The 15,229-nt window shown below is 44.8% G+C and carries 13 protein-coding genes; 11 read left to right on the forward strand and 2 right to left on the reverse strand.

What is annotated here, in order from left to right; translation table 11 throughout:
* The first annotated feature begins 119 nt into the window (after nt 1-119).
* The 11 genes from A8C56_RS18450 (at nt 120) to A8C56_RS18500 (ending at nt 9,791) form a co-directional block, all read left to right on the forward strand.
* The gene (locus tag A8C56_RS18450; RefSeq protein WP_067759334.1) at nt 120-596 is read left to right on the forward strand and encodes a hypothetical protein; all 477 of its coding nucleotides are present in this window, start codon (nt 120-122) and stop codon (nt 594-596) included.
* Between the two features lies 1 nt (nt 597).
* The gene (locus tag A8C56_RS18455; protein WP_067759337.1) at nt 598-1,515 is read left to right on the forward strand and encodes a hypothetical protein; all 918 of its coding nucleotides are present in this window, start codon (nt 598-600) and stop codon (nt 1,513-1,515) included.
* Nucleotides 1,512-2,654, forward strand: coding sequence for a beta-ketoacyl-ACP synthase III (locus A8C56_RS18460; RefSeq protein ID WP_067759339.1), 1,143 nt, complete (start codon nt 1,512-1,514; stop codon nt 2,652-2,654). The genes A8C56_RS18455 and A8C56_RS18460 overlap by 4 nt, the downstream gene beginning before the upstream one ends.
* 269 nt (nt 2,655-2,923) lie before the next feature.
* Complete coding sequence (locus A8C56_RS18465; protein ID WP_067759342.1) at nt 2,924-3,178, forward strand: hypothetical protein; 255 nt, start codon at nt 2,924-2,926, stop codon at nt 3,176-3,178.
* Entirely contained in the window at nt 3,175-3,477 is a 303-nt protein-coding gene (locus A8C56_RS18470) for a type II toxin-antitoxin system RelE/ParE family toxin (RefSeq protein ID WP_067759344.1), read from the forward strand. The genes A8C56_RS18465 and A8C56_RS18470 overlap by 4 nt, the downstream gene beginning before the upstream one ends.
* Before the next feature lie 90 nt (nt 3,478-3,567).
* A complete protein-coding gene (locus A8C56_RS18475) occupies nt 3,568-3,969 on the forward strand; it encodes a hypothetical protein (RefSeq protein WP_067759347.1) in 402 nt (133 codons plus the stop codon).
* 72 nt (nt 3,970-4,041) lie between these two features.
* Nucleotides 4,042-5,073 (forward strand): BtrH N-terminal domain-containing protein, encoded by a 1,032-nt coding sequence (locus A8C56_RS18480; protein WP_084490455.1) that lies wholly within the window; start codon nt 4,042-4,044, stop codon nt 5,071-5,073.
* 36 nt (nt 5,074-5,109) lie between these two features.
* Nucleotides 5,110-5,694: a TlpA family protein disulfide reductase gene (locus tag A8C56_RS18485; RefSeq protein WP_067759349.1), complete on the forward strand. Its 585-nt coding sequence runs from the start codon at nt 5,110-5,112 to the stop codon at nt 5,692-5,694.
* Between the two features lie 94 nt (nt 5,695-5,788).
* Nucleotides 5,789-7,192 (forward strand): LutB/LldF family L-lactate oxidation iron-sulfur protein, encoded by a 1,404-nt coding sequence (locus tag A8C56_RS18490; RefSeq protein WP_067759352.1) that lies wholly within the window; start codon nt 5,789-5,791, stop codon nt 7,190-7,192.
* 257 nt (nt 7,193-7,449) lie between these two features.
* Nucleotides 7,450-8,778 (forward strand): polysaccharide deacetylase family protein, encoded by a 1,329-nt coding sequence (locus A8C56_RS18495; protein ID WP_067759354.1) that lies wholly within the window; start codon nt 7,450-7,452, stop codon nt 8,776-8,778.
* 266 nt (nt 8,779-9,044) lie between these two features.
* Complete coding sequence (locus A8C56_RS18500; RefSeq protein ID WP_067759357.1) at nt 9,045-9,791, forward strand: transposase; 747 nt, start codon at nt 9,045-9,047, stop codon at nt 9,789-9,791.
* Between the two features lie 252 nt (nt 9,792-10,043).
* Here the strand turns inward: A8C56_RS18500 and A8C56_RS18505 are convergent, their stop codons facing one another.
* Together A8C56_RS18505 and A8C56_RS18510 are read right to left on the reverse strand one after the other, a co-directional pair.
* On the reverse strand, nt 10,044-11,855 hold the full coding sequence (locus A8C56_RS18505; RefSeq protein ID WP_067759359.1) for a RagB/SusD family nutrient uptake outer membrane protein: 1,812 nt from the start codon (nt 11,853-11,855) through the stop codon (nt 10,044-10,046).
* 35 nt (nt 11,856-11,890) lie between these two features.
* Entirely contained in the window at nt 11,891-15,151 is a 3,261-nt protein-coding gene (locus A8C56_RS18510) for a SusC/RagA family TonB-linked outer membrane protein (RefSeq protein ID WP_067759361.1), read from the reverse strand.
* Nucleotides 15,152-15,229: the final 78 nt, after the last annotated feature.

Raw genomic sequence — 15,229 nt, forward strand, 5'->3', positions numbered from 1 at the left:
CCATTCAGATTCATCATACAGGAATATATTACAGGGATCGCCGTATCTTATTGTTTTTACAACGAAAATAGATCGGATACTCCCGAATAATCCGTTACTTTTGCAAACTTATTTTTACGATGAAACGCATTTTATCTTTTGTTGGGATTCTGATGATTATATTGATAGCGAACATTAGCATGGCGCAATCAAAATCAGCATTTTATGAAGCAATGGCCGGTAATTCGGCCAAGGCAATTGATGCACAGCTGAGCCGGTTGGATTCCTATGCCAGCGGCAATGAAAAACTGGCATTGGAGGGGGCGCTGGAAATGCGCAAGGCCGGCCTGCTCAGTATTCCTGCAAAAAAACTTTCCACTTTTAAACAGGGGCACAAAAAGCTGGAGGCAGCCATTGCTTCCGCGCCACGGAACGGGGAATTCCGCTTTTTACGTCTTATGATCCAGGAAAATGCACCCAGAAGCATGGGGTATTCCAAAAACATCGGGGAAGACAGTAAATTGATCAGAGAACAGTTTGCTTCACTTCCTGCTGAAACCCGGCAAAGCATTAAAAACTACAGCAAAAAATCAAAATCTTTAGGGGAGCTTTTGTAACATGAACAAAAGGATATTAGCGGTTTATTACACGCAATCTGGACAAACAAAGCAAATTCTTGATTCTTTTTTGCAACCGCTGATGGCGGATGGCGCGGAAATTGACCTTCTTCGTATACAAACACGGCATCATTTTCCTTTTCCCTGGACGATCCCCGTCTTTTTTGATACGGTTCCTGAATCTGTTGAGGTAATTCCCACAGCATTGGAGCCCTGGACTACAAAATATGACCGGTATGATCTTATAGTGCTCGCATGGCAACCCTGGAACCTCTCCCCCAGTATTCCGGTCAGTTCGATTTTACAGGACGAACGGTTTCAGGCAATTATAAAGGATACCCCTTTGGTAACCATTTGCGGATGCCGCAATATGTGGATCAATGCTATGGAGAAGAACAAAAAATTGCTCCGGCAGGCAGCCACCCGGCATGTAGGCAACATTGCCCTGGCTGACCGGCATCTGAACCATCTGAGTTATTTTACCATTTTTCACTGGCTGGGCACCGGTAAAAAAACAAGAAAATGGGGGATCTTTCCCTTACCCGGAGTATCTGATGAAGACATTGCCCATGCCTCCGTATTTGGCCAAACGGTCTGCAATGCATTAAAAACAGGTGATTGGGACGCTCTCCAGCCGGCACTGGTACAGCAAAAAGCGGTTCCTGTAAAGTATTCCTTAATGTTCATTGAAAGAAAAGCCGGCAAAATCTTTCAGAAATGGGTGAATATCATTAACAAACATCCCCAAAACAGGAAAAAGATACTTGTGGCCTATAAATATTATCTTGCCGTGGCATTATTAGTAGCATCTCCCATTATTTTATTAGTAGATTTGATACTGGTAAGACCATTCAATCAGAAAAAGATAAAACAGCAAATGAACTATTATTCAAGTGTAGATTATAACCCGAATATATGAACGACGTTTATATTAACCGTACCTCGCATTATTTCCCAAACAACCCGGTATCCAATGATGAAATGGAAGAATACCTGGGCTATATCAATGGAAAACCCTCTAAATCCAGAAGAATTGTATTAAGGAACAATGCCATCACCAACCGGTATTACGCGCTGGAAAAAGGTGGTAAGATTACCCATACCAATGCCCAGCTGACAGCAGCAGCTATTAAAGAATTATTCAGAAACGATCCTGAAGGTATTCGTCATATAGATGTGCTTTCCTGCGGTACTTCATCGCCTGACCAGATGATGCCATCACATGGCGTAATGGTGCATGGCTGGTTACCGCAACTGGGCTCCATTGAAGTAGTATCGCCCGCGGGAGTTTGCTGCGCTGGTATGCATGCATTAAAATATGCGTACATGGCCGTAAAGGGCGGCGATGCAAAAACAGCTATAGCAACCGGTTCTGAGCGTTTTTCGGCCTCCCTTGTTGCCAACCAGTTTGAAGATGAAGCGCATAAGCTGGAAGCGCTGGAGGAAAATCCGTACATCAGCTTTGATAAAGAGTTTTTGCGCTGGATGCTTTCCGACGGGGCCTCGGCTTTTCTGATTTCTGATAAAAAAAATGAAACCGGCCTCAGCCTGAAGATTGAATGGATGGAGGGCATTTCCTATGCCGACCATATGGAAGCCTGTATGTACATGGGCGCTGAAAAGCAGGAAGACGGGCAACTGAAAAGCTGGCTGGAATTTGGCCATGAAGAGCAGAACGAAAAATCAATTTTAAGCATTAAACAGGATGTGAAACTATTAAGCCCGAATATTGTACCCCTGGGGGGGAAAATCCTGCCGGAGCTGTTTGAGCGCCGTGGCCTGAACCCTGATGACATTACCTGGTACCTGCCGCATATGAGCAGCAATTTCTTTAAGGATAAAATTTATGAGGAACATATAAAGCTGGGCCATCACATCCCTTATGAAAAATGGTTTGTAAACCTCAGCAAGGTAGGCAATGTGGGCGCGGCATCTGTTTACTTTATGGTAGATGAACTGTTTCATAGCGGCCAGCTGAAAAAAGGCGATAAAGTATTTTTGCTGGTGCCTGAAAGCTCAAGGTTCAGCTATATGTATGCCTTGCTGACGGCGGTATAAAAAAGTCAATAGTCGATAAACCATAGTCCATGGTTTCACTTTTTTATACTGCACAGCATATTTGCATGATGCATTTCACAGCGGATTTAACCGTGAGGATATGCAAGTATTTGTCTGCACAGTCCTGTGAAATCCGCAGGGAACTTTTAATCATGTGCTTCGTCTTTGTAAATCATTCTTTTGTAAGAAAAAACAAAAATGTTATCAGCCCGTCTTTGTTAACATGCTCCCTTTTCAAAAATTCTTAAATTTGTAGGAAAGTAGTTTTTATGACAACAGCAGCTATCAGGGATAAATTACAGGAATATATACGCTTTGCTGATGATAAAAAGATAAAGGCGATCTACACTATTTTAGAGGAAGAGATAGAAACAGAATATGTGTGGTGGAAGGATGAAGATTTTGTAGCCCGGCTGGACCGTGAAAGAGAACACTTTAAGAGTGGCAAAAGCAAAGGCTATACATGGGAGGAAATAAGTTCAACCCTGGATGAATTACGTGCAAAAAGGGATAGCAAAAAATGAACTATAAGGTCATTCTATTACCTTCCGCTGTTCAAGATATTATTGAAGCCCACGAATGGTATGAGGAAAAGACGCCTGGCCTTGGAGAAAAATTCCAATCCGAAATCTCAAAAAGGATCAATATTATCAAACAGCATCCTGACCGGTTTCCGGTGAGAAAAAAACCTTACCGGGAGTGCCCGATCAATAAATATCCATACCTTATTGTTTATAGTTTTGACGAATCCGGAAAAGAGGTTATTATATCCGCCGTTTTCCATACAAAACGAAATTCCAAAAAGAAATATAAGAAAAGCTGAACAGCATTACCAGGCAATGCTCCCAATATCGGGTGAGTGACACAACAAAGCCGATAGAAGCGCTGCAGCAGGAACCATAAAAATAAAACGGTGAAAAAAGAAGAAATACCGCAAGACAATGGCGCTCTTGGCAAAATTGCTAAAGAGGTAACTTATGTGGTGGATGATAAAGGCAACTATTCCACCGGGCAAAGTACAGGTTGGGAAGTAAAGACCGAAGCGCTGAATATTGCCTGGCATGATGTGGAAGAAAAAGTGGAAGCGGCCAAACAAAAAGTGCTGAATGGGGAGGCAAGCCCTATCCTTTATTTCATGGAAAAGCGTATTATGGATCTGAACATTTTAGCATCCTATACCGGCTACTGGAAATGGACTATAAAAAAGCATTTAAAACCATCCGGTTTTCAGAAGCTTTCAGAAGACAAACTTAAAAAATACGCTGCACTTTTTGAAGTGAGCGTAGAAGAGCTGAAAAATCCTTTTAATAAATAAATCATAGTTCATAGTTTATCGTTCATGGTGTCTGCTATGAACAATGAACCATCAACCATAAACAAAAATAAATTGGAGCTTCAACATACAAACTTTAAACATTTACAGGCCGCACATTGCGAAAACGGTGTAACCACTGCATTGCTGGGCCACTATGGCGTGCATAAACTGACTGAGCCGCTGGCTTTTGGAATTGGTTCCGGACTGTTCTACATTCAATTGCCTTTTATGAAGGTGAATGGAGGCCCCGCTATTTCTTTCCGTACCATGCCAGGTCTGATCTTTAAACGCACCTGCAATTCTTTGGGCATACCTGTTACCCGTAAAAAATACCGTTCGCATGAAAAAGCCATGCAGGAGCTGGATGAGCGCGTTTTAGCAGGGAAGCCCACCGCCTGCCAGGTGGGTGTTTTTTACCTGACCTATTTCCCAAAAGAATACCGTTTCCATTTTAACGCGCACAACCTGATCGTTGTAGATAAGCAGGGCGATAATTATGTGATCAGCGACCCCATTATGGAAGACCTGGTTACCATGACAGCCTATGAACTGGAACGGGTACGTTTTGCCAAAGGCGCGTTTGCCCCCCGCGGCCAGATGTATTACCCAGGCGATCAACTGAAAGAGGCCACAGATGAACAATTACGCAAGGCGATCATTACAGGCATTAAACGGAATTGCCGTGATATGCTGCACATACCCGGCCCCATTGGGGGCACTGACGGAATTGCCTATACGGGCAGGCAGATTAAAAAATGGAAAAGCAAGCTGGGCGATCAGAAAGCCCGCAGTTACCTGGCGCAACTGGTGCGCATGCAGGAAGAGATCGGCACCGGCGGCGGCGGCTTCCGTTTTATTTACGGCGCTTTTTTACAACAGGCGCACCAATACCTGCAATTAGATGAGCTGTTTGATATTTCCCGGCAGTTTACAGAGGCGGGCGACAAATGGCGCGATGCAGCCATACAGGCATCCGGCATTTATAAAGGCAGGCTGAATACGCAAGCCGACTATGACAATATGGGCGACCGGCTGATTGAGATCTCCGGACTGGAAAAACAGGCATTTCAGCAGTTGAAGGCGCTTATTAAAAAGACAGGGTAGCAGGCGAAAAATATTTCGCCTGCTACCTTTATCATCGTGAAAATCCCTCAAAAGAAAATACTGTCCAATAGCATTGCCCTGCTGCTGTTTGCGTTTATACTGGCTATGCTGATCAGTCCGCGCTTTAAGGCAAAAATTATTGCAGGGCTGATGAACCTTGGGCTGTTTCAACCGGATGTATCGGATGTAAGGCCGCAGCAGGGCATTCCGGCCGGCTACCCAATACATTTCAGCACTTCAGACGGTCAGCATTTTACAAATGAATCCTTCAGGAATAAAGTGGTCTTTATTAATTTCTGGGCCACCTGGTGCCCGCCCTGCATTGCAGAAATGCCTGCTATAAATGATCTTTACGCAAAGCTCAAAAATAACCCCAATATCCTTTTCCTTTTGGTAAATGCAGACAAGGACCCGAAAAAAGCAGCCGAATTTATAAAGGGAAAAAAATTTCAGATGCCTGTAGCTGTTTCCCAAAGTACCATTCCTGCTACGTGGTACAAAGGCACATTGCCCACTACAGTTGTGCTGGACAAAAACGGCAACATCGTTTACCGGCATGAGGGTACTGCCAACTATAGCAGCAGGCAATTCCGGGAGTTTCTGCAAGGGCTCCTGAAGTAAGGGCGAAAGGTCTTTCGCCCTTACTTCAGGAGCCCCCAGCTATAATTTAACGTTTCCATCCGTGCATTCGCAGCATTGTTTTAAATTTGTACCCATGTCGCACACAGCATATACATTTCAGAAAAAAAGCAGGGAAAAGGCATTTGACAGGGAGCACCGCAAGGTCATCAATTTTAATATTGCCCGTTATAATGCCGCTGTTCCGGGAGGACAACAGCAGTTTGCGAACCTGAACCTGGCAAGGGAACGTGCAAAGAACCTGAAATGGAAAGCCATTGAAGTGCTGGATCAGACGCTGGAAAATTTTGAGGCCAATATCAGCAAACGCGGTGCAAAAGTGATCTGGTGCACCGATGCGCGGCAGGCCAATGAAGCGATCCTGGAGATCTGCCGGCAGAAGAACTGCAAAACCGTGGTAAAAAGCAAAAGCATGGTTACCGAGGAGCTACACCTGAACGATCACCTTGCAAAACATCATATTGAAAGTGTGGAAACGGATCTTGGTGAATATATTCAGCAGTTGGACGGTGAACCTCCTTATCATATTGTAACCCCGGCCATGCATAAAAGCCGCCAGGATATTGCCCGGCTTTTTGCCGAAAAGCTGGGCACGGATCCTAACGACAGCGCGGAACAGCTTACCTTAACCGCAAGAGCAAAACTGCGCGAAAAATATATGCAGGCGGAAGTAGGCATTACCGGCGCTAATTTCTTAATTGCGGATATTGGGGGGATTGCCATTACTGAAAATGAAGGTAATGCCCGCTTAAGCTGCTCTATGCCTAGAACACATATTGTAGTAGCGGGCATTGAAAAAGTGATCCCTTCCATGACCGACCTTGCGCTCTTCTGGCCGCTGCTCAGCAGCTTTGGAACCGGCCAGCGCATTACCTCCTACAGCACCATTGTTACCGGTCCGCGGCAGGAGCATGAGGTGGATGGTCCGGATGAAATGTATGTGATTTTGTTAGACAATGGCCGCACGAGGATGCTGGCCAATGAGAAAGCACGCGAAGCACTGTACTGCATCCGCTGCGGCGCCTGCCTCAATGCCTGCCCTGTTTATAAAAATATCGGCGGTCACTCCTACAGCACTACTTACAGCGGCCCTATTGGCTCAGTGATCACGCCGCATTTAAAAAATATGAAGGAGTGGAAGCACCTGAGCCATGCCTCCTCTCTCTGCGGGAATTGCACGGAAGTATGCGCGGTAAAGATCAACCTGCACGAATTGCTGCTGGAAAACCGCTATGAAGCTGTTCAGGATGGATACGCACCGGTAGTAGAAAAATTTTCCTGGAAGCTGTGGAAAGCTGCCATGCTGAAACGGGGCCGGATGGACCTGGTTAACGGCAATATAAAAAGCACCTTTATGAACCTGGTAGCCGGCGCCTGGACCAAAAATCACAGCAAGCTCTATTTCCCCAAAAAATCATTTAATGAGCAGTGGCAGGAACGGCGGAATAAACAACAACAAACTGGATCCTCGCTAAAATAAATTCCGGACAGCGCAGTTCAACCGGCTTTGCCCGGTTAGCCGTTGCAGTAAAACAACCGGGAAAAGCGATAATGGCACCGGGTGCCGGAACAGGCTGACATTATTTTTTGGTCAGTCCCACGTGAAATTCCTGTTTTTTGATCCCGGTTCATTATAAATTGCCGGGGGCAGAGAGCATGCCTGGCTTTATTGTTTTTGCAGCGCAAATTGGAAACTCAGAATGATAATATTCCGCTTATTTTTGACGGACAAAGCTGATGCTGATCTACAGCAAACATATTACCCCCCGGCTGCAATATATTGTTCAGTTCTTTTCAAAAGAGCTGGGTGTTGAAGAATGGCAACTGACAAATGATGCTGTTGCATTTAATAATTACCCAGGCGCTAAAATCAATTACTCCCATACTGTTTTTGATGCGCCTTGTTTGTCAATTATCCCGCAGGGCCTGCTGGAACAGACCGGCATAAAACAACAAAATATTCTTGTAAAGAGAAGCAGCAACATCCCCGTTTTCTTTTGTAATGAAAGCCTGGTAGGGTTCGATCTTTTTGCAGCCAGCTTCTACTTGCTAAGCCGCTATGAAGAGTACCTGCCTTTTGAGCCGGACCGGTACGGGCGCTTTCCTGCAGTACAGTCCCTTGCGTTCAAAAACGGGTTTTTAAAAAAGCCACTGATCCATTACTGGATGGAACTATTAAAAAAAGAGCTGCTGCGCATCTTTCCGGCTTATGCCTTCCGCCAATCTTCGTTCTTATTTGTTCCTACCTATGATATTGATATGGCCTGGAGCTATAAGCATAAGGGCATTCTCAGAAACGGAATGAATTTTCTGAAAGAAGCCATCAGCCTTCAGTTTGCTGCCTTTAGCAGGCGCTTTAAAGTATTAACCGGAAGGGAAAAAGACCCGTTTGACCAGTTCGGATGGCTGAACCATTTGCATGAACAATATCATTTAAACCCTTATTATTTTTTCCTGGTAGCGGAGCGCACCGGCAAAAACGACAAAAATATTCCGCCCGCCCACCCGGCAATGAAATCGTTGATCGCTGACCATGCGATCCGCTACCCCGTTGGCCTGCACCCTTCCTGGCAAAGCAATAAAAGCAGCGCTATTCTAAAAAAAGAAAAAGCAACCCTAGCTTCTATAACGGGAGCGCCGGTCACTACATCGCGCCAGCATTTCTTAAAACTAAACCTGCCGGGCACTTACCGCAATCTGCTGGAAGCAGGCATTGGCTTTGACTGCACGATGGGCTATGCAGACGAAAACGGGTTCCGCGCTTCCGCGGCCACTCCCTTTTACTGGTACGACCTGGAAAAAGAAACAGCAACCTCGCTGCTTATCTTCCCGTTCTGCTTTATGGAAGCAACTTCCATTTTTTATAAAAAAGAAACCCCGGCTGAAGCCCTGACTGATCTTCGGCAACTTTATAACGAAGTAAAGCAGATCAACGGTTTCTTCAGCATGATCTGGCATAACCATTCTTTTTCTGATGAAGGCGTATATGCAGGATGGAAAGCTATGTATGAACAATTTATAGCGACCAATACGTTGCAGGACCAGCTTATTGATCCATTGCGTTAACAAAAGCCGGTATAGAACCAAAGCGGACAACCATTAAAACAACTTTCAACACTTGTCATTAACAGGCAATCATAAAAGCGTTGCTTTTAAGTTCATTCGGATGACAAGCTTTTTTAATCGTCATCCCGAGTAAACTATTGGTGGCCCAAATCAATGAGGCGATGACATGTAATAACTTTGAAGAAGCAGGCTACAGCAGTGTAGCAGTAATAAACTTAGTGTATTAGTACCTGACCCTGAGTTTTGCTTCAAAGAATGGTCCATCAATGTTTGGGGATACTGTATCAGGCAGTATTCCCGTTTGGCAGCTTGCCTTTTTGAGAACCTCTTTGGGCTGTAGCCTGCTTTTGTTTCTATTAGAACAAAGCTTAAATCTTTGGAAGGTTCATCAGCAGCAACTGTTGCTTATTGATAAACGTATCGAAGGCTTGTTGTGTAATCTTGAGCATGGCAAACAGTTCATTACAAGTGAACACAAAGCCAAGCCAATACGGCATCACAAGCCCATGATAACCGGCCTGCATCAGAAATTACTAAATATTTATGGTGCAGATGCCAGTTGTATTCCTGGTATCACCGATTATACACTGCTGAAATTGTTGGGAGAAGTGGGAGCAGACATGAGCCGATTCCCAACGGCAAAACATTTTGTAAGTTGGTGTGGCCTTTGTCCGGGCCATAACCAAAGTGGTTTAAAAAACAGAAAATCGAAAATGAACAATCATTCTAATGCCGGTCAGACCTTCCGGGAAATAGCCCAGGCATTACTCAATAGTAAGTATGTGGCAACAGGAGCTTTTATCAGAAAACTTAAGAGCAGAAAGAATGCACGAATAGCGATCAAAGCAGGTGCCAGAAAAATAGCGGAAGCCTTTTATAACCTGCTGACAAAGGGAACGCAATACGTGGAACAGGGTATTGCAAAATATGAACAGCAATTAAAACAGCGTAAACAAAACTATTTACAAAAACTGGCTTTAAAACACGGATTAAAGATCATTGAAATACAATGAATTAAATAATATGTCATTGGCAGGGCAGCCGAGGGATCTCTAATATTATAGAGATTTACCTTCGGTGAAATTGTTCTCCACTTCGCTTCGCTACGGTGTTAATGACATGTTTACTTACTGGTTATAAAACAAGAGATCCGCAGATCTTTAAAACCTACGGATCTCTTTCTGATAAATTGGTACAGGTTCCGCGTTGCAGGTCTTTATCACTGATTCAAAGAACCTCGCCCAGCTATTTTCAGATCCGTTACCTTAATTCAGCGTTGGGTCAAAGGCACCTCCCCAGTCTTTATTTTGCTGCAGTTTGCTATCTGCTGCAAGTACACTTTGTTGTATAGGCGCAAAATAGTAGGAATCCGGCAGCGTATTTACATTGACACCCGAACGAGGTGTTTCCAGAATACTGTACTTAAAGTTTGCCTCTGTTAACTCGTTTGCCTGTGCCAGGGGACGGGCCTGTGTTAAAGGCATTTCTGTTCCGTTTGCATTGATGGCTATTGCTTCAACGCCGTGTTTTTTCTTATTATCAAGCACGTTAAACATTCTCCAGCGCCGCAGATCTGAAAACCTCAATCCTTCAAAACAAAACTCAATATTTCTTTCATCCATAAGCGCCTTCCGTACCTCCTCCCGTGAAGCAGCTGCAATTCCATATTTTCCGTCATTACCGGGCTCTATACCCGCCCGCTGGCGGATCTGCTTTAAAATATCCAATGCTTCAGCAGTATGCCCTGTTTCATTAGCTGTTTCCGCATAATTTAACATCACTTCTGCAAAGCGCATTACATTATAATCCACATCATACTGCTGCACCTGTGCCTGTGTAAGCGCAAGATTACAACTCTTTAAAATAAAGAAGCCTGAGTACCGGTTATTATTTTCCGATTTTGTAGCAGAGTTTGGGTTAATACCATAATTATCGAGGGCATCTGCTATACCAACCGATGTATATTGCCGGTAGCCCGAAGCAGTTCCCGCAACCGGGAATACTTTAGCATTCCACAAAACCGATTTTTCAAACCGCGGGTCGCGGTTCATCCAGAATTTCTGAAGAAACTGTTCGTCAGAGCTATAATAGTGCCCGGAAGGATCATTATATAGCTTTCCGTCTTTCATTGGAAAAGCCTTTACCAGTTCCCAGGTTGGGCCGGTAGACGCCGGCCCCCTGCTTAAAGAACCCGGCCGCGCCCCGTTATCCCATGCCGCTACCTTATTGGGAAACTGATTGATCACAGAAAACACTACTTCTGAATTCTTTTCTGAAAGAGCGATCTGTGCATAATCTTCCACCAGTTGATACCCCTGATTCTTCAGGTCATCATATGCTTTTTTATTAATGGTATATGCCTCATTCCAGTAGCGGTTGTTCCATGGATTGGAAGGGTTGAACTGCGGAGACGCCTTATATAGCAATACCTTTGCTTTAAAGGCAAGCGCAAAATTGCCGTCAATTCTTCCCCAGTCCGCCGTTGATGGCAGGATGTGCTGCGGCAGCAACGCTAAAGCAGAATCCAGATCCTGCATAATAAAATCAAAACATTCGCTGGTGGAATTCCTGGCTATATTTAAGCTGTCCTCATACCTGTCCTGCGGAACTTTTAAATAGGGAACACCTCCGTAGGTTTTTACCATTCCAAAATAAATATATGCTCTCAAAAAATAAAACTGCCCCAGGAGTTTGTTTTTAACGGTCTCTGTTAACCCGCCGGCATTGGCATTAATAATACCCTGATTTACTAATCTTATACGTTTGTAATTATTTGTCCAGTCATTATTAGCTCCTCCGTCTCCGCCACCCGGAATAGCAGTGAGTGGTCCGGCATCGGTAACCGTTACAGCACTGGCCGGAAAGGGAATCCCTGTCAGCTGCTCGCTTTGAGCATCTGCTCCAACGCTCCAGTTACCAAAAACACTGGCATAAATATTTCCGATGTACGCATTAGCCACATTAGAATCACTTAAAACCAGAGAAGGATCATAACCGGTCAGATTAGGAACATCCAGTACTTTTGAACATTTTGTTAGTAAAAATATGATCAACGTATAGCATACTATTTTTTTCATCTTTGCTTTTTTTAATGGTGAAGAAGTTAATTTATTTAAAACCGCACATTGATACCGGCAGTAAATGTTTTCATAATAGGATAGGAATCATAAACATCCTGCTCCGGATCATGGAATTCCTTCATTTTTGAAAACGTAAATACATTGGTTCCGTTTAAGAAAAGCTGTGCGCCTTCAACCCCGATCCTGTTGACCCATTTTGCGGGCAGTTCATATCCTATATTTAAATTCCTCAAACGCAGATAAGATCCGTTGCGCATCCAGAATGTTGAAGCAACGCCTCCTGATTCTGCCCAGTTCTGGCCGGTTGGCCTGGGATATCTGGCATCCGGGTTTTCGGGTGTCCATACATCACTGGTCCAGATAGGATAATAAGGCCTTATAGATCCGCCCCATTGCCGCATTCCCTGGCCATCCAGATTGCTGATCATCCGGTCATAGGCGCCCACTCCCTGCATCAACGCATCTATGGAAAGCCCCTTCCACTGTACATTGAATCCGAATCCGAAATTGATCCGGGGAAAACCATTATTGCTCAGCAGCGTTATATCATTATCATCAATCCTTCCGTCCGGCGTGGGGGAAAAGTTCTGTCCGCGGATGTCTTTGTAAAGAATTGCGCCCAGGTAAGGTTTCCGGCCATAATAATTATACCCTTTAGCAATCAGGTCATCCAATTGTGCCTGTGTGCGTATCAGGCCTTCAGCTTCAAATCCGAATATCCGGTTATTCGGCTGACCAACGGGATACCGGAAACTTTGTGGCTGCCCCGGATAATAAGCGGCGTTGCTGGGATCCAGCATATCCCATTTGTCCTTTGCATAACCCAGGTTGCCATATACGGAATAAGACAGTTGCCCGATCTTGTCCTGCCATTGCAAAGAAAATTCCAAACCACGAAATGACTGTGCCGCATAATTTTCAGGGGCCAGGTTCTGACCGTAGGTAACAGGAAGCGTAATGGTACGCGCTCCCAATATATTTTTCTTTTTCTTTTTAAACGCATCTATTGTACCGGACAGCCGGTTTTGCAGCAACGCAAAATCAAGGCCCAGGTTGGTTTCATAATTAGTGGCCCAGGTAATGCCCGGCACCGGTGTAGGCCCGGGTGCTATGTTCGTATAATAGGTATTCCCAAAGATATAGCCACCGGCATTGGTGAAGGTGTTTGTATATAAAAAGCTGCTGATCAGGTTATTATTTACATCTACAAGGTTTCCGGTGCTGCCATATCCTGCGCGCAGCTTTAGCTCGTTGATCCAGCTGACATGATCCCTGAAAAAGGATTCCTGGGATACCCTCCATGCCACAGAGCCGGATGGAAAGAAGCCCCAGCGTTCTCCTTTTGCGGCCAGTACCGTACCATCATAGCGGAAAGAAAAATCAACCAGGTAGCGGTTCGCGTAACTGTAATTTGCTCTTCCGATCCATGCCTGCCGGGTAATTTGCGGATCAATATACTCCAAAGCATCTCCATACCTGTTGCCGGCTGAAGTAGAGTAAGCAAACATCTGGTCAATAGAGGTAACCGGATCATACCCCGTAGCCGTAGCGCCGATCCTTTTATTGTCGGCCTGCTCAAATACCGCCATGGCATTTACAGCATGCGCTCCAAACTTCCGGTCGTAATTCAAATACCAGTCCAACTGATATTTCCAGCCCGTATAGATATTGTAGCGCAGGAAAGGCTGGTTCTGGCTGAATGTAAATATATTTACCTGACTCGGATCTGGAGGAGCCGGAACATAAGGATTATTACTGGGATCCGCCGAAATGAATTTATAGTTATGCTGATAGGTGAGGAACCATTTCCGCATATAGTCATTTGCTTCATAATTGCCTACCAGCTTTGTGGAAAGCCCTTTAATGAACTGATCCAGCTTAATATCCAGTGTAAGGATCGGATTGAATTGCCTCCTGCGGGTATTAATATAACGATCTCCCTGCACCATATCCACCACATTCCATAATTGCCAGGAACCGATGGCTGGTTGTACGGGATAGTCCGTTATCTGGTCTGCAACCGTACCATCCGCATTCAGATAGAAAGGGAACAGTTTGGGCCAGTTAAAAGTTACCCTGTAAAAATCGCCCACGTTATAATCATCATCGCCCGTAAACGGCCAGTAAAACCGGTCTGCGTTTTGTTGGGCAGCCGCCAGGTTCATATTCAGGGAGATGGCATTGCTTATTTTGGCAGTTACATTGGTCCGCAGGTTGAATTTCTTATAGTCCAGGTTTATATAAGAGCCCTTTTCCTTGGTATAGCTCAGCATTGAGTAATAGGTAATCCTATCATTGCCTCCGTTCACATTGATCATATATTTTTGACTGGAAGGGTTTCTCCATACCCAATCATTCACATTATAAGACCGGTCTTTAAAATAGTCAAAGATGGTTTGGTCATTAGGAAGCGGGTCATTTTTCCCGTTATATTCATTATTCCATTGCGTTACCCGGTTCTGGTAAATCAATTCATCAGTGGCGGTAGACAGGTTGGCCAGCAAGGTTTGTGTAGGGCGCGATGTTGTATAAGAGGTCTGCGCCCCAAAAACAGGTTTTCCCGGCGATCCCCTCTTCGTGGTAATTACGACCACCCCATTACCCGCCTGTACGCCATACACCGAGGCTGCAGCAGCATCTTTCAGAATGCTCATCTGGTCAATTTCATTTGCATCCAGGGCATCGAATGCTGCTTTATCCTTTATGATACCGTCAATCACATACACCGGCTCTCCAAAACTTCCCCGCACCCTGATGTTTGAAGAAGCCCCGGCAAGCCCTGATGAATTTACAACGGTAACTCCCGCTGCTCTTCCGGCCAATGCATTTGAAAGATTGGTTACGGGAATGTCGCTCACTTTATTCATCGCAATGGAAGAAACAGCTCCTGTAATGCTCGACTTCTTTTGAGCGCCGTAGCCTATCACCACAATTTCATCCATAGAATGGGTTGCCGGCTTTAATACGATAGCATAATCTGCAGCCGGGCCCACAACGGTTTCAACAGGAACGTACCCAACTGCGGAAATTTCCAGGATATCATTTACAGCAGCCTCTATGGTAAAAGCCCCCTGCTCATTGGTAACCGTACCCCGGTCGGATCCTTTTACCTTAACAGATGCCCCCACAATCGGCATCCCTGCAGTATCTTTTACTGTTCCGTTTATGGGAGGTTTATAAACGGCAGACAGGGCCAGGGCCTCATGAAACGGCCCGCAAAAACAAAGAAACGCTGCCAGGCAGAAGAGTATACACCAATGCCTGTAACACTTGGAAGTTGGTTTAGAGTTCATACTTTTTGTTTTAAGAATGTTTAGAGATTTCCCATGCGAATAATGGCAAAGCAGCCATAAACTTAATTCAATTTATAG

This window comes from Niabella ginsenosidivorans (genome assembly GCF_001654455.1).
Classification (GTDB): Bacteria; Bacteroidota; Bacteroidia; order Chitinophagales; family Chitinophagaceae; genus Niabella; species Niabella ginsenosidivorans.